The sequence below is a fragment of the Streptomyces sp. NPDC107562 genome (assembly GCF_055657325.1).
In genome coordinates, this window is record NZ_JBVKBE010000009.1 from 284,491 (window position 1) to 305,518 (window position 21,028).

A 21,028-nucleotide genomic window follows, 5' to 3' on the forward strand; every position below is an offset into this window, starting at 1 on the left:
CCGAGAGGAGTGAGCCGTGATCGTCACGCTGATCGTCGTCTGCGAGGTCGGCTTCTGGGTGCTGCTGGCCGCCGGACTGTTCTTCCGCTACGTGCTCGGGATGCGCCGTACCGGGCTGGGCCTGCTGCTGCTCGAACCGCTGCTGGAGGTCGTCCTGCTGGTGGCCACCGCGATCGACCTCAAGAACGGTGCCGACCCGAGCTGGAAGCACGGCCTGGCCGCCCTGTACATCGGCTACACCGTCGGACACGGCCACCGCACGGTCACATGGCTCGACGGCCACGCCGCCCACCGCCTCGGCGGCGCCGAACCGCCCGCGAAACCCCCGCGTCACGGCATGGCCCGGGCCCGGCACGAGGGGCGCGTCTGGCTCGGCACGGTCGTCGCCGCCTCCGTGGCCAGCGTGCTCCTGCTGATCGCGCGGTGGTACGTGGACGACCCGAGCCGTTCCGGCGCCCTGGAGAGCTGGATCTTCACTGCCTGGCGCACGGCGGGCATCCACGGCCTGATCGCCCTGTCGTACGCCCTCTGGCCGAAGAAGGCGCCCCGCCCCGAGGGGTCAGCGCTCCCCGCCGGGGACCCACAGGACGTCACCGACGTCCTTGTTGGCCGACCTGGCGAGAATGAAAAGCAGGTCCGATAGCCGGTTGAGGTAGGTCGCGGTGAGGGCGTTCATCGTCTCGCCGTGGGCTTCCAGCGCCGCCCAGGTGGAGCGCTCGGCCCGCCGTACGACGGTGCAGGCCTGGTGCAGCAGGGCGGCGCCCGGCGTGCCGCCCGGCAGGATGAAGGAGCGGAGCTTCTCCAGCTCTTCGAGGAACTGGTCGCAGTCCGCCTCCAGCCTGTCGATGTACGACTGCTCGACCCGCAGGGGCGGGAACTCGGGCTTGTCCACGACCGGCGTGCACAGGTCCGCACCCACGTCGAAGAGGTCGTTCTGGACGCGGGTGAGGACCTTGACGATCCGCGCGTCCAGGCCGCCCAGCGCGACCGCGGTGCCGATCACCGCGTTGGCCTCGTTGGCGTCGGCGTAGGCCGAGATCCGCAGATCGGTCTTGGCGACCCGGCTCATGTCACCGAGGGCGGTGGTGCCCTGGTCGCCGGTGCGGGTGTAGATGCGCGTCAGGTTGACCATGTGGCCAGCCTAGTGCCGCGTGATTCAGGGTTCGCCCGTGTGGAGCGGCCTCCGGTGCGTCCTCTCGGCGGGCCGGCCGGAAGCTCTCGTACGGGGATGTACTGGGGCTTGCGGCCGGTGCGGCGAGAGGGCGTGCCGGGCGTCGCGACGGGGCGAACTGTGGCCGACGCGGCACCAGTGAGGCCCCTGCGAGGTGTCGCGCGCTGCCGGTGCTCCTCGACCGGCCCGGCGCGCCGTTGGGGCAGCGGGTGCTCAACTACGCCGTACGGGGCGCCCTATGAGCCGTGCCGGTGTGATGTCCGTCATGTGAGACGTGACGCGCATTACTTACCGGTCACACGGACCCTCACGAACGCTAGGGTCCGCCGGAGAGGCATACGTAAACAGCGGGTAAGCATCACTAGGGGAGTCGTCAGTGGCACGGAAGCTCGCCGTCATCGGCGCCGGTCTCATGGGTTCCGGCATCGCCCAGGTCTCCGCCCAGGCGGGCTGGGACGTCGTCCTGCGGGACGTCACCGACGAGGCACTGAGGCGTGGCACCGACGGCATCAAGGCCTCGTACGACAGGTTCGTGAGCAAGGGCAAGCTGGAGGCGCGCGACGCCGAGGACGCCCTCGCCCGGATCAGCCCGACCACCGACATGGACGCCGCGGCCGACGCCGACATCGTCGTCGAGGCCGTCTTCGAGAAGCTGGACGTCAAGCACGAGATCTTCCGCGCCCTCGACAAGATCGTGCGCCCGGACGCCGTGCTCGCCTCCAACACCTCCGCCATCCCGATCACCAAGATCGCGGCCGCCACGGAGCACCCGGAGCGGGTCGTCGGCACGCACTTCTTCTCGCCGGTCCCGATGATGCAGCTGTGCGAACTGGTCCGCGGCTACAAGACCAGCGACGAGACGCTCGCCACCGCCCGGGAGTTCGCCGAGTCGGTCGGCAAGACCTGCATCGTCGTCAACCGCGACGTGGCCGGCTTCGTCACCACCCGGCTCATCTCGGCACTCGTCGTCGAGGCCGCCAAGCTGTACGAGTCGGGCGTCGCGTCCGCCGAGGACATCGACCTCGCGTGCAAGCTGGGCTTCGGTCACGCCATGGGTCCGCTGGCCACCGCCGACCTCACCGGTGTCGACATCCTGCTGCACGCCACGAGCAACATCTACACCGAGAGCCAGGACGAGAAGTTCGCTCCGCCGGAGCTGATGCGCCGGATGGTTGACGCCGGTGACATCGGACGCAAGAGCGGGCAGGGCTTCTACAAGCACTGAAACGGTGCACACCCCTGAGACATCACACCTCGGGGTGAATTCGGTATCGGTTCGCTTACAAGCAGCAACCGAGTCGCCACAGAAGCAGTCAGACGTTGCACAGCCACCGTCTTGGAGTACGTCACCGCACTCACGGGAGCGCATATGCACATCAGGGGCGACCACGCCGAGGTGGTCGTCGGGGGCCGCCTCGACGTCCGCACCGCGGCGGACGCCCGTACGGTCCTGCACTCGGCCGTCGACGACGGCGACGGCGACCTCGTCCTCGACCTGTCCGAACTGGACTCGTGGGACGCCACCGGACTCGGGGTCATCATGGGTGCCCACCGGCGGGCCGGCCGCTGCGGCCGGCGGCTGGTGCTGCGCGGCGTACCGCCGCAGATGCAGCGCCTGCTGGTGGCCACCAGGCTGCACCGGATCCTGGCGATCGAGGGCGGCATCGGGGTGGAGTCCCTGCCCCGCGTGTGACCTCCCGACCAGGAGCGTCACCAGGTCCGGAGGAGACCGGGCAGCTCGCGGCGAAACGCCCGACGCGCGCAATCCTCACAAGACCGTGACGTCTCGGACCCGGTGGCACCCCGCCCTGTCGTAGATACTGACCGAAGGTTTAGGGTTCGGTCGCCCGCGTCTGATCCACCCTCGTGCGGGCCCGGACCAGAAGCGACAGCGCGGTGTGCGGCAAGGCCGGGAGGGCTCGACGCACCCGATGCTTTTGGGGGCTTGAACCTATGGACCCGAACAACCGGGGACCCGAGGAGTACGGCCAGGACGGTGACGGCAACGCGCCGCGCCAGCGCCCTCCCCGGGACTCCCTCACATCCGACTTCGGCCAGCACGCGCCCGCACTCGCCCGCACGGTGCAGCTGGTCTCCGGCGACTTCCTGCTCACCGTCAACCCCGTCGACGGCAGCGAGATAGAACTCCGCCCGCCCGGGAGCACCTCCCCGGTCGAGCGAGGCCGGAAGCCCGGCGCGGAGCGCCCCGAAAGACCCGAGAAGCGCACCGCCGCCGAGCGCGCCGAGGTGGCGCGCGCCGCGGCCCCGCCGGTCCCGCCCGGCCCGAGCCGGCCCACCCTGCCGCTCCTGCACCGCCAGGACGAACGCGAGCAGCTGGTACGGCTGCTCGCCCGCGGCCGCTCCGTGCGCCTCACCGGGCCCGGCGGCTCCGGCCGCACCACCCTCCTCGACATCGTCGCCGAGGACTGCGCCGACCTCGCCCCCGACGGGGTCGTGCGCCTCAGCGGCTTCCACCGCACCGCGGCCGATCTGCTGCACGACCTCTTCTACGCCGTCCACCGCGCCCCCCTGTACCGGCCGGAACCGGACGAACTTCTCGCCTGCGTCGGGGAGATCGGCGCGGTCGTCGTCCTCGACGACATCGAGTTCGGCGGCGCGGCCCTCGACGAACTGCTGGACGCCACCCCGGAGTGCGCCTACCTCGTCGCCACCACCCCCGACGTGCCCGCGCCGTCCGCCGAGGCCGCCGTCGAGGAGGTCGTCCTCGGCGGCCTCGACCGCGCCGGCGGTCTGGAACTGCTGGAGCACGCCGTCGGCAGGCCGCTCGGCGAGGACGAGGCCAACTGGGCCGGCGACCTCTGGTTCGAGTCCGAAGGCCTGCCGCTGCGGTTCGTCCAGGCCGGCGCCCTGCTGCGGCAGCGTGACCGGCTGCGCGCCGGCGCCGAGGCGCTCGACGAGTTCGGCGTCTTCCAGGACATCCCCGTCGACGAGCCCTTCGACGCCGTCCCCGGGCCGCCCGTCGGTGAGGACATCCCGCTGCCCTCGCTCGCCGAGGGCGCCGCGCCCGCCGCGCTGCTCGCCTCCCGGCTCAGCGCCTCCGCCCGCGCCGCCCTGCGGTTCTCCGTGGCGCTCGGCGGCGAGGTGCCCCACCAGGCCCATCTGCCCGCCCTGGTCGGCGACACCCACGCGGACGCCGCGCTCGGGGAGTTGCTGGGCTGCGCGCTGGTCTCCCCGGTCGGCGCCCGCTACCGGCTCGCCGCCGGGGTCCAGACCCAGCTGGAGGCCGCCGGATACGCCGACGACCCCGAGGGCGCCGCCCTGACGGCCGCCCAGCACTACGCCTGGTGGGCCGGGCACCCCTCGGTCACCCCGGAGCGGGTGTGCGCCGAGGCGGACGCCGTCCTCACCGCCCTCGCGGCCCTCGTCCCGGTGACCGCGCCGGTGGCCGAGGACGAGGAGAGCGCCACCGTGCGGCTGGCCCGCACCGCCGCGCCCGCCTTCGCCGCGGGCCTGCACTGGAGCGCCTGGGAACGGGCGCTGCGCTCCGGCGTCGAGGCCGCACGGCTCGCCGGGGACGTGACCGAACAGGCCTATTTCCACCACGAACTGGGCGTCTTGGCGCTCTGCGAGGGACGGCTCGACCGGGCGCGCGCCGAACTGGAGGCGTCCATCGGGCTGCGGGGCGCCCTCGCCGACAAGCGCGGAACCGTGGCCGGCCGCCGCGCCCTCGCCCTGGTGACCGACCGGGAGGGCACCCCCGAAGGTGCCCCGGACCCGCTCGCGCTCGGCGCCTTTGCCGCGGAGGAGGTGCCCGAGACCCACCACGAGGAGTCGCCGACGCCGTCCGCCGGAGTCCCCGCCGTCCTCGCGGAGTTCCCGCCGCTGCAACGGCCCGAGCCCACCCCGGACCTCGTCACCCACCGCTCCACACCCGGAGCGGCCTCGGGGCGCGGCAGGGGCGGCGGTCTGCGCGGCCTGGCGCGGCGCAACCTCGTCGCGGCCGGCGCGGGCGCGCTGCTCGTGGCCGTGCTCGGCACGGTCGTGACGCTCGGCGCCACCTCCAGCAACGACGCGGAGAGCCCGTCCGAACAGGTCGGCGTCAACCCGTCCGTCAGCCAGGACCCCGGCGACGACAGCCTGGGCGCGGACGACGCGGGCCAGGACGACGGAGACACCGGCACGGCGACCAGCCGTCCGACGGATCCGGGTCCCGACGGCACGTTCGGCACGACGGACGATCCGACACCCCAGGACCCGGGCACGGGTTCGGGAGCGGGCGAGCCGTCCGACGAGCCGAGCGGCACGGACAACCCCGGCGGGGGTCATGCCCCGGGGACGCCGTCGTCGTCTCCGACGAAGCGGCCGTCCACCTCGCCGTCGACGTCCCCCGGTACGCCGTCCGGTGAGCCGACGCCCTCCGACTCGCCCACGCCGAGCACCAGCCCGTCGCCCTCGTCCAGCCCGTCGCCGTCCGGGTCCACCAGCGCCAGCGGCTCCGCCTCGGCCACCGCCACCGAGTCCACCGCCACGGAGTCCGGCGCACCGGTCGGCGCCGAACCGCTGATCTGAGCCGCGCGGCCACATCGAGGGCCGGGTCCGCGGACACGGCGAGGGCCGGGTCCGCGGACACGGCGAGGGCCGGGTCCGTGCTTCGGACCCGGCCCTCGCCGCCGTACGCCGCCTCAGAACAGCCGCAGCTTGTCGTCCTCGATGCCGCGCATGGCGTCGTAGTCCAGCACCTGGCAGCCGATACCGCGGTCCGTCGCCAGGACGCGCGCCTGCGGCTTGATCTCCTGGGCCGCGAAGACGCCCCGGACCGGCGCCAGATGGGGATCGCGGTTCAGCAGCTCCAGATAGCGCGTGAGCTGCTCCACGCCGTCGATCTCGCCGCGCCGCTTGATCTCCACGGCGACCGTCCGTCCCTCGGCGTCCCGGCACAGGATGTCGACCGGGCCGATGGCCGTCATGTACTCGCGGCGGATCAGCGTCCAGCCCTCGCCGAGGGTCTCGATGCGGTCGGCGAGCAGTTCCTGGAGGTGTGCTTCCACGCCGTCCTTGATCAGGCCGGGGTCGACGCCCAGTTCGTGCGAGGAGTCGTGCAGAACCTCCTCCATCGTGATGATCAGCTTCTCGCCCGCCTTGTTCACGACGGTCCAGACTCCGGCCTCCTCACCGGTGCCCTCCTTCAGCGTGCAGGGCGGCGACATCCAGTTCAGGGGCTTGTAGGCCCGGTCGTCCGCGTGGATCGAGACGCTGCCGTCCGCCTTCACCAGGATCAGACGGGGGGCGGTGGGGAGGTGAGCGGTGAGCCGGCCGGCGTAGTCGACGGAGCACCGGGCAATGACGAGACGCATGGTCGGCAACGCTACTCGACCGGCCGCCGTGGACGCGATTCGCCCACCGGTCACCGCGGTCGGGGCGGGCCTCCGGGGCCACCCCTGTTGTCCTGGATGACCGTGTTCGGCGGTGGCCGATTGTGTGCCCACTGGGATCCGCCTGTGTGTGCATTCTTCTGGTGCGGTCACCGTCCGTTGCCTACCGTATTAAACGGGAGGTCGCGATGTGTGTACACAGCGTGTTCGCTTTCGCGTGCTCCCTCATCTGTCCGGCAACCCCTGCTGGTTGGGGGTGCGAGAGGAGAACCCATGTCGCTCGACGTCTCACCGGCCCTACTCGAACAGGCCGAGCGAGGCGAGGTCGACGAAGCTGAATTCGTCGACTGCGTCCGGACCTCCCTGCCCTACGCATGGGAGATGATCAGCTCCCTGGCGGTCCAGCTGAAGGTGGACGGCGGAGAGTTCGCCGACAACCAGACGCCCCCGCCGGACGAGCAGGCACGCGGTCAGCTGCTGCGTGCGCTCGCGAGTGACGCCATCCGCGGTGCGCTGCAGCGGCACTTCGGAGTGCGCCTGGCCTTCCAGAACTGCCACCGGGTGGCGGTGTTCCCGCTGGATCCCTCGGCGGACGAGAGGCTGGCCCGCTTCACCTCGATCCGTGGCCAGCTGCTGAATCAGTCCCCGGAGCTGCGGGACTGCTGAGGCGGTGAACCGCTTGCTTGCCGCTCCGTACGCGGGAGGTGCGATCTGTACCGGAGCGGCAAGCCTCCCGCGCCACGGGGGTGTTCACGTCAGCTGAGGCAGCACCTCGGCGCCCAGCCGACGTACGTTCTCCTCCGTGGCCGCCAGGTCCCCCGAGCCCTCGACGAGGAGGGCGAAGCGGGAGACGCCGGTGCGCTCGCTGGTCGCCGCCAGCCGGTCGGCGCACAGCCGGGGGGTGCCCACCGGGTGCAGGCCGCAGAGGAGTTCGGTGTACGCCAGCGGATCGCGCATCCGGCGCTCCCTGCCGTCGACCGTGACGTGGGCGTCGAGACCCTGTTTGAGCCATCCCGGCATCGCCTTCATCAGTGTCTCCGTCGCGTCGGTGCGCCGGTCGGCGATCTGGCAGACGCCGGCCGACACATGGGCGGCGGCGCGGATCTCGTCCGCCGGGCGGCCCACCGCGCGCGCGTGCTGCCGCCACAGGGCGACCATCTCGGCCTTTTCCTCGTCGCCGACATGCATGCCCAGCAGCATCGGCAGCCCGCGCTCGGCGGCCATCCGCACACTCGCCGGGGAGGTGCACGCCACGAGCACCTCCGGGCCGCCGCCGGTCTCCGTCAGGCACTCCGACGGCCGTGGCACGACAGGGACTTCACGGAAGTCGAAGCGACCGCCGGACCCGGCCACCGCCGGATCGCGCAGCCAGCGCAGGAGCAGATCGAGTGATTGCGGATACTCCTTCTCGTACGCCTCCAGTCCGGCGCCGAAGACCTCCAGGTCCACCCAGGGGCCTCCGCGCCCGACGCCCAGCGTGAGGCGGCCGCCGCTCGTCACGTGCAGCAGCGCGGCCTGTTCGCCGAGGGCCACCGGGTGGGTGGTGGGCAGCACGCTGACCGCCGTACCGACGCGGATACGGTGGGTGCGGCCCAGCACCAGGGCGGCCAGCGTGATCGCCGACGGGCAGGTGCCGTACGGCACGAAGTGGTGCTCGGCCAGCCACACCGAGTCGAGTCCCGCTTCCTCGGTGATCTCCGCCGAGCGGACCGCGCGGTGCAGCGCCTCCCCCTGGCCCTGACCCGGGAACTGGGCCGCCAACACGAATGTTCCTACGCGCATCGCTCTTCCTGCTTCCTTGGCTCCGACACGGAGCTCCCCCACCCGGCATAACCGTCTGACACGTGCCGAGGACACGGCCTGGCGAAGAGATTTCCGGATTGTCGGCAGAATGCTCGGTCGCGGAGGGGGACTTGTCAGGTTCGTCGCTTTCCGCGTACCCGTCTCCGGGCCGCGTAGGCTGGAGACGACCCGGTTCCTGTATAGCTCCGTGAGGTGTCCCGTGTCCCCGCGTCGCAACCGTCCGAACGGTCCCAAGGCCGCCGGCTCGTCCGCCCGGAGCGCCGAGGAGGACGGTCCGGGCCGCTACGGAGGCTGGCAGACCTCGCAGGACTGGCAGGGCGAGGGCTGGAGCGTGCGCCATGTGGCCGGGGCCAGTTCGGAGGGCAAGACGTACCGCTGTCCGGGCTGCGACCAGCTGATTCCCTCCGCCGTGCCGCACGTGGTGGCATGGCCGGAGCACGCGGGGGTCGACGACCGCCGGCACTGGCACAAGGCGTGCTGGAACGCGCGGGACCGCCGCACCACGCGGGTGCGGCGGTCCCGTAACGCGCCGAAGTTCTAGGGGACTCGGTCCTGTGTTCCAGGAGTAGCCCGCTGCCGTGTGACGTACGGCACGCGCCTCACACGTCGCGCTTCTCCAGCAGGGCGTAGGCGCCGACGTACGCGGCGACGGTGACGCCGAGCATGATCCACAGCGGGTCCCAGCCGGACGGGCCGGACTCGGACAGCGAGTTGGCGTAGAAGATGCTCATCTGGTTCGGGATCGAGTACTCGAACAGGGCATTGCGCACGTCCTCCAGCGAGGAGGCGAACATGAACATCGCGATGACCAGCGGGGCGAGCACCGCCGCGATCATGATGGTGATGGCGCCCGCCGAGTGCCGGACGATCGAGCCGACCACGAGCGAGAGCAGCCCGAGCAGCGCGATGTAGAGCGAGACGCCGACCGTCCCCTTCAGCCACTCCCCGCCGGAGGGCTCCCGGGCGCTGCCCACCATGCCGACCTGGACGAAGGCGACGAAGCCGGAGGCGACCAGCGTGACCACGAAGGCGAGCGAGAAGAAGACGATCGCCTTCGCCGCGAGCACCCGGCCGCGCGGCGGGCAGGCGGTCATCGTCGTCCGGATCATCCCGGTGCCGTACTCGGAGGCCGTGGTCAGCACGCCCAGCGTGATCACGCACATGCTGCCGAGCAGCAGCCCGAAGAAGCCGAGGGAGAGCGCGGACTGGTCGCCGAGATCCGACTCCGAGGAGGTGTTCGCCGCGACCAGCGCCCCGGCGAGCAGCCCGATGCCCACCACGAGCAGGACGAACACGCCCAGCGTCCACATCGTGGAACGCACCGACTTGATCTTCGTCCACTCCGAGGCGAGCGCGTGCCCGAGATGCGTGCGGACCACGGGGATCGGCGAGGTGTAGCCGGCGTACGGCGCGCCGGGCGCGGCCGGCGGCATGGGGGGCTGGGGCGTGCTCATCGGGCGTCCTCGGGCTTGGTCTCGACGGAGGGAGCGGCGGGGGAGGAGGCGGGCGGCTGCGGGACCGGCTGTGCGGCGGGGGCGGCCGGGGGCTGCGCCTGGGCCGCGAGCGGGGCGGCGGGCGGCTGCGGGAGCGGCTGTGCGGCCCCGTGCGGCGCCTGCTGGGCGTACGGGTTCGGCGGGCTCGCCACGGGCCCGCCCGGCCCGGAGGGAGCGCCGTAGGGCCCCTGGGGCGCCGCGCCGGGGCCCTGAGGCATCGCGAACGGCTGCCCCCCCTGCTGGGGCGGCGGCGGGGCGTACCAACCCGGCTGGCCCTGCCCCGGGACCGGCATGGGCACGGCCTGCTGCGCGCCCGGCGGCATCTGCTGCTGGAGGCCCGCCCTCTGGTCCACGGTCGAGCGGTAGTCGACGGCGCCCTGGGTCATCCGCATGTACGCCTCCTCCAGGGAGGCCTGGTGCGGCGACAGCTCCCACAGCCGTACGTCCGTCTCGTGCGCGAGGTCGCTGATGCGCGGCAGCGGCAGACCGGTCACCCGCAGCGCGCCGTCCTGCTCGGGCAGCACATGGGCGCCCGCCTCGGCCAGCGCCGAGGCCAGCTTCTCGCGCAGCTGCGGCTCGGTGTCGGGCGTGCGCACCCGTGCGAAGCCCGCGGAGTTGGCCGCGATGAAGTCCCGCACGCTCATGTCGGCGAGCAACTGGCCGCGCCCGATGACGATCAGATGGTCGGCCGTCAGCGCCATCTCGCTCATCAGGTGCGAGGAGACGAAGACGGTACGGCCCTCCGCCGCGAGCGCCTTCATCAGGTTCCGCACCCAGAGGATGCCCTCGGGGTCGAGGCCGTTGACCGGCTCGTCGAAGAGCAGCACCTGCGGGTCGCCCAGCAGCGCGGCGGCGATGCCGAGCCGCTGGCCCATGCCGAGGGAGAAGCCCTTGGAGCGCCGCTTGGCGACGTCCTGGAGGCCCACCACGCCGAGCACCTCGTCGACGCGCCGGGCCGGGATGCCGGACAGCTGGGCCAGGGACAGCAGGTGGTTGCGGGCCGAGCGGCCGCCGTGCACCGCCTTGGCGTCCAGCAGGGCACCGACGTGGCGGGGCGCGTTCGGCAGCTTGCGGTAGGGGAAGCCGCCGATGGTCACCCGCCCCGCGGTCGGATTGTCCAGCCCCAGGATCATCCGCATCGTCGTGGACTTGCCCGAGCCGTTCGGCCCGAGGAAGCCGGTGACGGCACCGGGCCGCACCTGGAAGGAGAGGTTGTACACCGCGGTCTTGTCGCCGTAGCGCTTGGTCAGGCCGTCTGCCTCGATCATGCTCCGCACCCATCGAATGGTTCAGGACAGCGGGGCACACGCCCCCGTAAGGCTTAGGAGGATAGCGAGGAGCTGACGGTTCCCTCCAAGAGGAGGTAAAAGGTGGGGCGAACCTCCGGGGCCGCTAGGCGTCCCGCCGCTTCAGCAGCACGTAACCGCCGATCAGTGCCGCCACCACCCACAGCGCCATGATCCCCAGCCCGCCCCAGGGGCCGTAGGGGCTGTCGTCCCCCACCGGGGCCACCACCTGCATGATCTTGCTGCCGGCCTGGTCGGGCAGGTACCGGCCGAGCTTCTTCGTCGCGGAGACGTTGCCGAGGATGTTGGAGATCAGGAAGAAGAACGGCATGAGGATGCCCAGCGACAGCATCGGGGAGCGCAGCATCGCCGCGACCCCCATCGAGAACACCGCGATGAGCGTCATGTACAGCCCGGCGCCGATCACCGCGCGGAGCACACCGGGGTCCCCGAGGTCCGCCCCCAGGTCGCCCAGCATGGCCTGCCCGAGGAAGAACGCGGCGAAGCCGGTCGCCATGCCGACCACCAGGGCCAGCAGCGTGGCCACGGCGATCTTGCTGAACAGGAAGGTGGCGCGCTGCGGTACGGCGGCCAGCGAGGTGCGGATCATGCCGGAGCTGTACTCGTTCGAGACGACGAGCACCCCGAACACGATCAGCGCCAGCTGACCGAGGCTCATGCCCGCGAAGCTGATGAAGGTCGGGTCGAAGGAGAGCCGGCCCGCCTCGTCCATGTTCTCGAACTCGCTCTTCGACAGCGCCGAGATCAGCATGCCGAGCGCGATGGTCACGACCACGGCGAGCGACAGTGTCCACACCGTGGACGCGACGGAGCGGATCTTCGTCCACTCGGACCGGATGACCTGGGTCGCCGCCATGTCAGTCCTTCCTCCAGCCGTCGCCCCACCGCTCCGGCCGGCCGGCCGGAGCGTCCGAGTGCGCGTGGTACTCCACCGACTGGGCCGTCAGCCGCATGAACGCCTCCTCCAGCGAAGCCTGCTGGGTGCTCAGCTCGTGCAGCACGATCTGGTGCTGTGCCGCCAGCTCCCCGATCCGCTCCGACGCGCCCCCGTCCACCTCGAAGGCCCCGCTGCCGGTCTCCACCACCGTGAGCCCGGCCCCGTGCAGCACATCGCGCAGCCGCTCCCGCTGCGGGGTGCGGATCCGGACGTAGCTGCGGGAGTTACGCGCGATGAAGTCCGCCATGGACGTGTCCGCCAGCAACCGGCCCTGGCCGATGACGACGAGGTGGTCGGCGGTCAGCGCCATCTCGCTCATGAGATGGGACGAGACGAAGACCGTACGGCCCTGGGCGGCCAGCGTCTTCATCAGGGTGCGGATCCAGTGGATGCCCTCGGGGTCGAGCCCGTTGACCGGCTCGTCGAACATCAGGATCCGAGGATCGCCGAGCAGCGCGCCCGCGATGCCGAGCCGCTGGCCCATGCCGAGGGAGAAGCCCTTGGCCTTCTTCTTCGCGACCGCGGTCAGGCCGACGGTGTCGAGGACCTCGTGCACCCGCCGCGACGGAATGCCGTTGGCCTGGGCGAGACACAGCAGGTGGTTCCAGGCGGAGCGGCCGCCGTGCACGGCCTTGGCGTCGAGCAGGGCGCCGATGTACTTCATCGGATCCCTGAGCTGGTCGTAGTGCTTGCCGTCGATGCGGACATCGCCCGCGGTGGGGTGGTCCAGACCCAGGATCATGCGCATGGTGGTCGACTTGCCGGCGCCGTTGGGACCGAGGAAGCCCGTGACGATGCCCGGTCTGACGCTGAACGTCAGCTGGTTCACCGCCACTTTCTCGCCGTACCGCTTGGTCAGGCCCGCCAGCTCGATCATGCGGCCACGCTAAAACGGCACAAAGCCCTCTGCCACCTCAGTGGCAGAGGGCTCCGCAGGTGTTCAGCAGCTGTACGCCGGGTGGTTACCGGGACTGCTGCGCGGGCACCCCGCGGGAGATCGGCTCGTCCTCGGCCGGCGTACCGGCCGCGGCCACCGCGGCGCCGGTGAGCGTGGCGAGCATCTCGCGCACGTTCGTCAGCTGGGCGTTGATCGAGTCGCGGCGGTTGGTCAGGGCGGCCAGCTCGCGCTCGGATTCCGAACGGATGCGGTCGGCCTTGGCATTGGCGTCGGCCACGATGTCCTCGGCCTGACGCTGAGCGGTCTCCACCGTCTGGCGGGCGCGGCGCTCCGCGTCGGTGCGCAGCTTCTCGGCCTCCAGGCGCAGCTGCTCGGCGCGGTGCTCGATCTCGGCCAGGCGCTTCTCGGCCTTGGCCTGACGGGACGCCAGGTCGCGCTCGGACTGCTCGCGGCGCTTGGCGAGGTTCGTCTCGAAGTCGGCGGCGGCCTGCGCGGCCTTGGCGCGGGTCTCCTCGAAGAGGGCGTCCGCCTCCTCGCGCTTGGACTGCGCGTCCTTCTGCGCCTCGGAGCGCAGCTGGGAGGCGTCGCTCTTGGCCTTCTCGACGATCCGGACGCCCTCGTCCTCAGCCTTGGCCTTGCGCTCGGACGCGAACGACTCGGCGTCGTTGCGTACCTGCTGGGCGGCCGACTCGGCGAGCTCGCGGTGCTGCTCGGCCGCGCGGCGGGCCTCCTCGCGCAGGTCCTTGGCCTCCTCCTCGGCGAGGCGGAGGATCTTCTCGACACGGGCACCGAGACCGGCGTAGGACGGCTCGGCGTCGGTGACCTGGGCCTGGGCGTTCTGCGTCTCGAGGTGGAGCTCCTCGATGCGCTTCTCGAGAGCGGTGATGCGGGCCAGAGCGCTGTCACGGTCGGAGACGAGCTTCGAGATGCGTTCGTCCACCTGAGCGCGGTCGTACCCACGCCGCACAAGCTCGAAGCCGTAGGGGGAAGTGTCGCTCATGGGGTTCCTGTCGAATGAGACCGGTGAGGTGATAGGTGGAATCCTAGGGGCCGAAGCGGTGTGTCATCGAGCGGATGCGTGTTTGATCTGGAGAATGACACCCCTTTTGAGTGGCTAACCCCAGGAGTGCTTGCCAAAGGCCATGGCGAGGACTTGGTCAAAGCACCCGGAACGCACCGGAAACGTACCCCGAGGCTAGCCGTCCGACGACTTCCCACCCGATCGTGGGGCACCGATCGTCGCGCTGGCCTTGACCGTGCCGTCCTTGCCGGCTGACGGGGTCTCAAAGGACTCCAGCGCCTCCAGCACGTCCTGCACCCGCGAGATCTCGGCGTTGATGTCCTCGCGCCGGCGCACCAGGACCTCCAGTTCGCGCTTGCCCTCCTCGACCGTGCGCCTGGCCTCCTGGACGGCCTCCGCCTTGAGCTGCTCGGCCTCCTTGACCAGCGCCGACTTCTTCTGCTCGGCCTCCTTGAGCAGGCCCTCCGCCTTCTTGACGGCGGCGATGCGCACCTTGCCGGCCTCGGAGTTGGCCTCCGACACCAGTTCCTTGGCCTTCGCCTGCGCCTTGGCGAGCTGCTCCTCGGCGGCCTTGATGAGCGCGTCGCAGCGGTCGCCGGTCGACTTCATGGTCTCCGCCGCCTCCCGGCGGGCCCGCTCGTGCAGCTCCTCGATCTCCGCGGTGATCCGCGCCCGCAGCTCCTCCGCCCGCTCCCTGATCGCGGTCGCGTCCCGGCGCGCGCCGACGAGCAGTTCGTCCGCGTCCGTACGGGCCTTCTCCACCCGTCCGTTGCCCTCGACCGTCGCCTCGGACACCAGCCGGTCGGCCTCCTTGCGGGCCGCGCCCACCATCGTGTCGGCCTGCGCCTCGGCGTCCGCGGTCGTCTTCAGCGCCTGCTGCTGCGCCTCGGTGAGCAGCTTGTCGGCCTCGGACGTGGTCTCCGTGATGAGCGTGTCGTCCTGCTCGGCCGCCTCCGACCGCCGCTTGTTGGCGTCCTTGCGGGCCTCGTCCAGGGTCCGCTCGGCCTCCTCGCGCGCGGCCGTGGTGACCCGGTCGGCCTCCTGGGCGGCCTCCGCCTTGACCCGCTGCGCCTCGGTGCGGATCCGCTCCGCGTGCTGCTGCGCCGACCCGACCGTCTCCGCGGCCTCGGCACGCAGCCGCTCCGCCTCGCCGCTCGCGTCCCCGAGCAGCCGCTCGGCGTTGGCGAGCGCTTCGGCGCGCACCCGCTCGGCCTCGGCGACGGTCTCCGACTGGAGCCGCTCCGCCTCGCTGCGCGCCTCGGTGATGAGGGTGTCCACCTGCGTCGCCGCGTCCGACCGGATCCGGTTGGCGTCCTCGCGGGCGTCCGCACGCGTACGTGCCGCCGCCTGGTCGGCCTCGGCGATGGCGTCCGACGCCTCGGTGCGTACCCGCTGGGCGTGCTCGGCCGCCTCGGTGCGCAGCCGCTCGGACTCGGCGATCGCCTCCGACATGGTGCGCTCGGCCAGCGCCTTGGCGGCCTCCGTCTCCTCGTTCGCCTCCCGCCGGAGCCGGCCCGCGTCCTCGGAGGCGCGCTCCCGCTCGGCGTACGCGTCGGCGCGGACCCGGTCCGCCTCCTCCTGCGCCTCCCGGCGGGTGCGCTCCGCGGCGTGCTCGGCGGCGTTGCGCAGTCCGGAGATCTCCTCCTGCGCCTGCTCGTGCAGCCCGGCGACCGAGTCGCGCACCTGCTGGGCGTGGAGCTCGGCCGCCGACACCATCTCGGTGGCGCGCCGGTCGGCCTCCTCCACCAGGCGCACGGCCTCGGCCTGCGCCTCCTCCACGCGCTTGCGCGCCGAGGCCAGCAGCTCCTCGCTCTGCTCGCGGGCCCGCTCGCGCTCCTGGTCGGCCTCCTGACGGGCCGCGCCGAGCAGTTCCTCGGCCTCGCGGCGGCGCCGGGCGGCCTCCTCCTGCGCGGCGGCCAGCGTCTCGGAGGCCTCCTGCGCGAGCCGCTCGGCCGCGGCCTGTGCCTCGGCCCGCACCCGGTCGGCGGTGTCCTGCGCCTCCGACTTCAGCCGCTCGGCCTCCGACGCGGCCTCCGAGCGCAGGCGAACGGCGATGGACTCGCCCTCCGCCCGCGAGGCGGACGCGTCGGACGCGGCCTCGTCGCGCAGCCGTTCGGCCTCCGCCTCGGCCTGTGCCTGGAGGGTGCGGATCCGCTCCGCGGACTCGGCGCGCAGCCGCTCGGTCTCCTCGGCGGCCTCCCGGCGGATCCGCTCGGCCTCCTCACGGGCGTCGGTCAGCGCCTGCTCGGCGGTCGTGAGCCGGGTCTCCGCCTCGGTGTGCAGCCGCGTCAGCTCGTCGGCGGCCTCCGCGTGGCGGGACTCCACCGCCCGCTCGGTCTCCTCGCGCAGTGCCCGGGCGGCCCGCTCGGCCTCGTCGCGGATGCCCTCGGACTGCTCCAGGACCTCCGCGCGGTGCCGCTCGGCCTCCTTGCGGGTGCGCTCCAGCGTCTCCTCGGCCTGCCGGCGCAGCGTGGTCGCGCGCTCGATCGCCTCGGTGCGGACCTTCTCGCTGTCCGTGGTCGCGCTCTGCCGCTGCTCGTCGGCGTCGGCCTTCGCCTTGGCCAGCAGCTCCTCGGCGGTCCTGGCCGCCTCCTCGATCTGCGCCACGGCCTGCTTGCGGGCCTCGGCGCGGATCTTCTCGCCCTCGTCGACCGCCTCGGCGCGCAGCTGCTCGGCCTCGCCGCGCAGCCGCCGTGCCTCCTCCTGGAGCTCGACGGTCTTGGCGCGGTACTCCTTGGTGTCGTCCTTCGCCGCGCCCTTGAGCTGCTCGGCGATGTCGTGCGCCTCGGCGCGCAGCCGGTCCGCCTCGGTCTCCGCCTCACGGCGGATCCGCTCGGCCTCCTCGGTGGCCGCCTTGGTGGTCCTCTTGGCGTCCTCCGACGCCTTGTTGAGTACGTCCTCGGCGGTCCTGGCCGCCTTCGACAGCTGGCTCGCGGTCTCCTCGGCGGTCGCCGAACGGGCCTTCTCGCCGGCCTCCGCCACGATCTTCTCGGCCTCGGCGCGGGCGTCCGCGACGACCTGCTCGGCCTCCGCCTTGGTGGCCTCGGCCTCCTTCGTGGCCTCGCTGACGAGCCGGGCGACCTGCTCCTTGGCGGTGCGCGTACGGGTCTCGTTCGCCGCCTCGGCGCCGGAGAGGGCCTTGGCCGCGGCCTCCTTGGCCTCGGTGACCAGCTTCTCGGCCTCGGACTGGGCCTTGCGCAGCGCCTCCTCGGCCTCGGCCATCCGCTGCTCGGCGGCGCGGCTCAGCTCACCGGCCTGGCGGCGGGCGGCGTCCGACTCCGAGACGGTCGACGTCCGCAGCTGCTCGGCGTGGTCCGTGGCCTCCTGGGCCTGCGTGGAGGCGGCGTTCAGCAGCCGCTCGGCGTCCGTACGGGCCCGGCGCAGCAGCTGCTCGGCCTCGGCGCGGGCGGCCTCCGCCTCGCTCTGCAGACGCTGGCGGGCCTCGGCGGTCACCCGCTCGGCCTCCGCCCGCGCGGCGGCCATGGCCTGCTCGGCCTCGGTGCGGGACTCCTCCAGGAGGCGGCGGGCCTGCTGCTCGGTGCGGGCCCGCAGCTGCTCGGCCCAGGCCACGTTCTCGTTGACGTGCGACTCGACGGTCTGCCGGCGCTCGGCGAGCTCCTGGTCGAGCTGCTGCCGACGGGACACAGCCTCCGCGTGCAGCTCGGCCTGGAGCCGGGCCGCCTGCTCGGCGTGCTCCTGAAGGATCCGCTGGGTCTGCGCCCGCGCCTGGCTCAGCTCACGGTCGGCGTCCGACCGGATCTGGTCCGCCTGCATCTGGGCGTTGCGCAGCAACTGTTCGGCCTGATAGCCGATGTCGGCGCTGTCATAGGCAGGCCGGGTCATGAGCGTGCGCCGCGCCTCGTGCAGCTTGGCGCGCAGCACCTCGACCTGGTAGCCGAGGTCCTCGGCGTGCTGGATGGCCTTTTCCCGCTCGGTCCTCAGCCGTTTCATCTCGGCTTCGAACCGAGTGAGGTGGTCGACGTCAGCCGCCGGCTCTCGCTCCTGGCTCTCGTAGCCCCGCACTGCGCGGTCCCATCCGTCCCCTGGTCGCAAGTCTCTCCAAACGAGCTCCGTCCATCCGCCGAACGGGGCCCCCGGGGAATGGTGTCAGATCAACGACGGAGCATGGGCTGCTGCCCCGACGCTCGTCCCCCGAAACCCGGACCCCGGAATGCGGTCGCCCGTGTGGAAGCGGCGACCGCCCCCCAACCCTACCGGCCCATATGTACGAGCATCAGTGCTCAGGTGACTCAACAGGCGCCGAAGTGACCAGTTCTGTCAGTACTCCGTGGCAATCCTTGGGGTGCAGGAAGGTGATCCGTGACCCCATGGAGCCGCGCCGGGGCTCCTCGTACAGAACGCGTACGCCCTTGTCCTTGATCGTGGCCGCGTCCCCGTCGACATCCGCCGTACCGAAGGCGATGTGGTGCACACCCTCACCGTTCTTGGCGAGCCACTTCGCCACGGTGGAGTCCTCCCGGGTCGGCTCCAGGAGCTGCAGGTACGAGGAGCCGCCGTCGGACGTATCGTTGATCTTGAGCATGGCCTCGCGCACGCCCTGCTCCTCGTTGACCTCGGAGTGGAACACCTCGAAGCCGTACGTGGCCCGGTAGAACTCGACAGTCGCGTCGAGGTCGTGACAGGCGATCCCGATGTGGTCGATTCGCGTCAGCATGGATTCAGTGCAGCGCTCCTCGGGTGGTTACGCAACGTGCGCGCGATCACACCGACAGCCCGATGACGTGGTGGAGTACCGCTCAGTACATTCGAAGTAAACCCTCGTTCACTCCTCGGCCAGTGCAGGCCGGAAGGGGATCGCAGCTCATGTCTTCTGCAAAGAACGGCTCGACTTCCGTCATCGTCGCGGGTGCCCGCACCCCGATGGGACGGCTGCTCGGTTCGCTGAAGTCCTTCTCCGGAGCCGATCTCGGCGGCTTCGCTATCAAGGCAGCCCTCGACCGTGCGGGGATCGGCGGCGACCAGGTGCAGTACGTGATCATGGGCCAGGTGCTCCAGGCCGGGGCCGGGCAGATCCCGGCGCGCCAGGCCGCGGTCAAGGCCGGCATCCCGATGAGCGTCCCGGCGCTGACCATCAACAAGGTGTGCCTCTCCGGCCTCGACGCCATCGCCCTGGCCGACCAGCTGATCCGCGCCGGCGAGTTCGACGTGGTCGTGGCGGGCGGCCAGGAGTCCATGACGAACGCCCCGCACCTGCTGCCGAAGTCCCGCGAGGGCTACAAGTACGGTGCGGTGGAGATGCTCGACGCGATGGCCCACGACGGCCTGACCGACTCCTTCGAGAACATCGCCATGGGCGAGTCCACGGAGAAGCACAACACCCGGCTCGGCATCGCCCGCGCGGACCAGGACGAGATCGCCGCCCTGTCCCACCAGCGCGCCGCCGCCGCGCAGAAGAACGGCGTCTTCGAGGCCGAGATCACCCCGGTCGAGATCCCGCAGCGCAAGGGCGAGCCGGTCGTCTTCAGCAAGGACGAGGGCATCCGCGGCGACACCACCGCCGAGTCGCTGGGCAGGCTGCGCCCGGCGTTCGCCAAGGACGGCACGATCACCGCCGGCTCGTCCTCGCAGATCTCCGACGGCGCGGCCGCGGTCGTGGTGATGAGCAAGGCCAAGGCCGAGGAGCTCGGTCTGGAGTGGATCGCGGAGATCGGCGCGCACGGCAACGTCGCCGGCCCGGACAACTCCCTCCAGTCCCAGCCGTCCAACGCCATCGGGCACGCCCTGAAGAAGGAGGGCCTGGAGGTCTCGGACCTCGACCTGATCGAGATCAACGAGGCCTTCGCCGCCGTCGCCGTGCAGTCAATGAAGGACCTCGGGGTGTCCAGCGAAAGGGTGAACGTCAACGGCGGGGCCATTGCCCTGGGTCACCCGATCGGGATGTCCGGGGCCCGTCTGGTGCTCCACCTGGCGCTGGAGCTGAAGCGGCGGGGCGGCGGTGTCGGCGCGGCGGCGCTGTGCGGTGGCGGTGGCCAGGGTGACGCGCTGATCGTGCGGGTACCGAAGCACTGAGCGGTCGTCAGTCTGTCGAGTCGGTGATCTGAACGGAGCTGTGATGCAGGACGTCTCCACGCTGGTGGCCCAGGCGAGGGAGGGCCGGCCACGCGCCGTGGCCCGGTTGATCTCGCTGGTCGAGGGGGCGTCCCCGCAGCTCAGGGAGGTCATGGCGACGCTGGCCCCGCTGACCGGCGGGGCGTACGTGGTCGGCCTCACCGGCTCCCCGGGCGTCGGGAAGTCCACCACGACCTCGGCGCTCGTGACGGCGTACCGCAAGCAGGGCAAGCGGGTCGGCGTCCTGGCGGTCGACCCGTCGTCCCCCTTCTCCGGCGGGGCCCTGCTGGGTGACCGGGTCCGGATGTCGGACCACGCCTCCGACCCCGGCGTCTACATCCGCTCCATGGCCACCCGGGGCCACCTCGGCGGTCTGGCCTGGGCCGCGCCGCAGGCAATCCGCGTGCTGGACGCGGCGGGCTGCGACGTGATCCTGGTCGAGACGGTCGGCGTCGGACAGTCGGAGGTGGAGATCGCCTCCCAGGCCGACACCTCGGTCGTCCTGCTCGCCCCGGGCATGGGCGACGGCATCCAGGCGGCCAAGGCCGGAATCCTGGAGATCGGCGACGTCTACGTCGTCAACAAGGCGGACCGCGACGGCGCCGACGCCACCGCCCGCGAGCTGAACCACATGCTCGGCCTCGGCGAGTCCCGCGCCCCCGGCGACTGGCGCCCGCCGATCGTCAAGACGGTCGCCGCGCGCGCCGAGGGCGTCGACGAGGTGGTGGAGGCGCTGGAGAAGCACCGCGCCTGGATGGAGGAGCACGGCGTCCTGACCGAGCGCCGGCTGTCCCGGGCCTCCCGCGAGGTCGAGACGATCGCGGTCACCGCCCTGCGGGAACGCATCGCGGACCTCCACGGCGACCGTCGCCTCAGCGCGCTGGCGGAACGGATAGTGGCCGGCGAGCTGGACCCTTACCGTGCGGCGGACGAACTGGTGGCGGGGGTGACGGACGGGGCGTGAGGCCCGGCCCGTAGGGTCCGAAGCCGAAGGCG

General features: G+C 71.9%; 18 protein-coding genes. 8 read left to right on the forward strand and 10 right to left on the reverse strand.

Going from position 1 to position 21,028, the window contains the following annotated elements; translation table 11 throughout:
• Positions 1-16: 16 nt before the first annotated feature.
• Complete coding sequence (locus tag ACZ7LV_RS25135; RefSeq protein ID WP_471942360.1) at positions 17-643, forward strand: hypothetical protein; 627 nt, start codon at positions 17-19, stop codon at positions 641-643.
• Here ACZ7LV_RS25135 and ACZ7LV_RS25140 read toward each other — a convergent pair.
• Positions 560-1,132: a cob(I)yrinic acid a,c-diamide adenosyltransferase gene (locus tag ACZ7LV_RS25140; RefSeq protein WP_471942362.1), complete on the reverse strand. Its 573-nt coding sequence runs from the start codon at positions 1,130-1,132 to the stop codon at positions 560-562. The genes ACZ7LV_RS25135 and ACZ7LV_RS25140 overlap by 84 nt on opposite strands.
• Positions 1,133-1,547: 415 nt before the next feature.
• Between ACZ7LV_RS25140 and ACZ7LV_RS25145 the strand changes: the two genes are divergently transcribed.
• From ACZ7LV_RS25145 to ACZ7LV_RS25155, 3 genes are all read left to right on the forward strand, one after another.
• Entirely contained in the window at positions 1,548-2,396 is an 849-nt protein-coding gene (locus tag ACZ7LV_RS25145; RefSeq protein WP_401673403.1) for a 3-hydroxyacyl-CoA dehydrogenase family protein, read from the forward strand.
• Between the two features lie 144 nt (positions 2,397-2,540).
• Entirely contained in the window at positions 2,541-2,864 is a 324-nt protein-coding gene (locus ACZ7LV_RS25150) for an STAS domain-containing protein (protein WP_365452203.1), read from the forward strand.
• Between the two features lie 260 nt (positions 2,865-3,124).
• A complete protein-coding gene (locus tag ACZ7LV_RS25155) occupies positions 3,125-5,701 on the forward strand; it encodes an ATP-binding protein (RefSeq protein WP_471942364.1) in 2,577 nt (858 codons plus the stop codon).
• Positions 5,702-5,814: 113 nt separating this feature from the next.
• Here the strand turns inward: ACZ7LV_RS25155 and nucS are convergent, their stop codons facing one another.
• Complete coding sequence (gene nucS, locus ACZ7LV_RS25160; RefSeq protein ID WP_401673409.1) at positions 5,815-6,486, reverse strand: endonuclease NucS; 672 nt, start codon at positions 6,484-6,486, stop codon at positions 5,815-5,817.
• A gap of 291 nt (positions 6,487-6,777) precedes the next feature.
• Here nucS and ACZ7LV_RS25165 point away from each other — a divergent pair, with 291 nt between their 5' ends.
• A complete protein-coding gene (locus ACZ7LV_RS25165; protein ID WP_365452197.1) occupies positions 6,778-7,170 on the forward strand; it encodes an SCO5389 family protein in 393 nt (130 codons plus the stop codon).
• 84 nt (positions 7,171-7,254) lie between these two features.
• Here the strand turns inward: ACZ7LV_RS25165 and ACZ7LV_RS25170 are convergent, their stop codons facing one another.
• On the reverse strand, positions 7,255-8,286 hold the full coding sequence (locus tag ACZ7LV_RS25170; protein ID WP_471942366.1) for an LLM class flavin-dependent oxidoreductase: 1,032 nt from the start codon (positions 8,284-8,286) through the stop codon (positions 7,255-7,257).
• A 220-nt stretch (positions 8,287-8,506) separates the two neighbouring features.
• Here ACZ7LV_RS25170 and ACZ7LV_RS25175 point away from each other — a divergent pair, with 220 nt between their 5' ends.
• A complete protein-coding gene (locus ACZ7LV_RS25175; RefSeq protein WP_471942368.1) occupies positions 8,507-8,848 on the forward strand; it encodes an ATP/GTP-binding protein in 342 nt (113 codons plus the stop codon).
• Between the two features lie 58 nt (positions 8,849-8,906).
• Here ACZ7LV_RS25175 and ACZ7LV_RS25180 read toward each other — a convergent pair whose 3' ends face one another.
• The 7 genes from ACZ7LV_RS25180 to mce form a co-directional block, all read right to left on the reverse strand.
• Positions 8,907-9,761, reverse strand: coding sequence for an ABC transporter permease (locus ACZ7LV_RS25180; protein ID WP_471942370.1), 855 nt, complete (start codon positions 9,759-9,761; stop codon positions 8,907-8,909).
• On the reverse strand, positions 9,758-11,068 hold the full coding sequence (locus ACZ7LV_RS25185) for an ABC transporter ATP-binding protein (protein ID WP_471942372.1): 1,311 nt from the start codon (positions 11,066-11,068) through the stop codon (positions 9,758-9,760). Before ACZ7LV_RS25185 ends, ACZ7LV_RS25180 begins: the two co-directional genes overlap by 4 nt.
• A gap of 124 nt (positions 11,069-11,192) precedes the next feature.
• Positions 11,193-11,963 carry an ABC transporter permease gene (locus tag ACZ7LV_RS25190; RefSeq protein ID WP_471942374.1) on the reverse strand — a complete coding sequence of 257 codons (771 nt, stop codon included), beginning with the start codon at positions 11,961-11,963 and terminating at the stop codon, positions 11,193-11,195.
• A gap of 1 nt (position 11,964) precedes the next feature.
• A complete protein-coding gene (locus tag ACZ7LV_RS25195; protein ID WP_471942375.1) occupies positions 11,965-12,921 on the reverse strand; it encodes an ABC transporter ATP-binding protein in 957 nt (318 codons plus the stop codon).
• 85 nt (positions 12,922-13,006) lie between these two features.
• Entirely contained in the window at positions 13,007-13,942 is a 936-nt protein-coding gene (locus ACZ7LV_RS25200) for a coiled-coil domain-containing protein (protein ID WP_401673426.1), read from the reverse strand.
• A 195-nt stretch (positions 13,943-14,137) separates the two neighbouring features.
• On the reverse strand, positions 14,138-17,986 hold the full coding sequence (gene scy / locus ACZ7LV_RS25205; protein ID WP_471942377.1) for a polarized growth protein Scy: 3,849 nt from the start codon (positions 17,984-17,986) through the stop codon (positions 14,138-14,140).
• A 211-nt stretch (positions 17,987-18,197) separates the two neighbouring features.
• On the reverse strand, positions 18,198-18,638 hold the full coding sequence (mce, locus tag ACZ7LV_RS25210; RefSeq protein ID WP_401673432.1) for a methylmalonyl-CoA epimerase: 441 nt from the start codon (positions 18,636-18,638) through the stop codon (positions 18,198-18,200).
• A 149-nt stretch (positions 18,639-18,787) separates the two neighbouring features.
• Here mce and ACZ7LV_RS25215 point away from each other — a divergent pair, with 149 nt between their 5' ends.
• Entirely contained in the window at positions 18,788-19,993 is a 1,206-nt protein-coding gene (locus ACZ7LV_RS25215) for an acetyl-CoA C-acetyltransferase (RefSeq protein ID WP_471942379.1), read from the forward strand.
• A 43-nt stretch (positions 19,994-20,036) separates the two neighbouring features.
• Complete coding sequence (meaB, locus tag ACZ7LV_RS25220; RefSeq protein WP_471942381.1) at positions 20,037-20,996, forward strand: methylmalonyl Co-A mutase-associated GTPase MeaB; 960 nt, start codon at positions 20,037-20,039, stop codon at positions 20,994-20,996.
• Positions 20,997-21,028 lie beyond the last annotated feature (32 nt).

Coding starts and splice junctions, on each gene's coding strand:
- ACZ7LV_RS25140 (WP_471942362.1), bottom strand. CDS start 1,132: ATGGTCAACCTGACGCGCATCTACACCCGCACCGGCGACCAGGGCACC.
- ACZ7LV_RS25150 (WP_365452203.1), top strand. CDS start 2,541: ATGCACATCAGGGGCGACCACGCCGAGGTGGTCGTCGGGGGCCGCCTC.
- ACZ7LV_RS25155 (WP_471942364.1), top strand. CDS start 3,125: ATGGACCCGAACAACCGGGGACCCGAGGAGTACGGCCAGGACGGTGAC.
- nucS (WP_401673409.1), bottom strand. CDS start 6,486: ATGCGTCTCGTCATTGCCCGGTGCTCCGTCGACTACGCCGGCCGGCTC.
- ACZ7LV_RS25165 (WP_365452197.1), top strand. CDS start 6,778: ATGTCGCTCGACGTCTCACCGGCCCTACTCGAACAGGCCGAGCGAGGC.
- ACZ7LV_RS25170 (WP_471942366.1), bottom strand. CDS start 8,286: ATGCGCGTAGGAACATTCGTGTTGGCGGCCCAGTTCCCGGGTCAGGGC.
- ACZ7LV_RS25180 (WP_471942370.1), bottom strand. CDS start 9,761: ATGAGCACGCCCCAGCCCCCCATGCCGCCGGCCGCGCCCGGCGCGCCG.
- ACZ7LV_RS25185 (WP_471942372.1), bottom strand. CDS start 11,068: ATGATCGAGGCAGACGGCCTGACCAAGCGCTACGGCGACAAGACCGCG.
- ACZ7LV_RS25190 (WP_471942374.1), bottom strand. CDS start 11,963: ATGGCGGCGACCCAGGTCATCCGGTCCGAGTGGACGAAGATCCGCTCC.
- ACZ7LV_RS25195 (WP_471942375.1), bottom strand. CDS start 12,921: ATGATCGAGCTGGCGGGCCTGACCAAGCGGTACGGCGAGAAAGTGGCG.
- ACZ7LV_RS25200 (WP_401673426.1), bottom strand. CDS start 13,942: ATGAGCGACACTTCCCCCTACGGCTTCGAGCTTGTGCGGCGTGGGTAC.
- mce (WP_401673432.1), bottom strand. CDS start 18,638: ATGCTGACGCGAATCGACCACATCGGGATCGCCTGTCACGACCTCGAC.
- ACZ7LV_RS25215 (WP_471942379.1), top strand. CDS start 18,788: ATGTCTTCTGCAAAGAACGGCTCGACTTCCGTCATCGTCGCGGGTGCC.
- meaB (WP_471942381.1), top strand. CDS start 20,037: ATGCAGGACGTCTCCACGCTGGTGGCCCAGGCGAGGGAGGGCCGGCCA.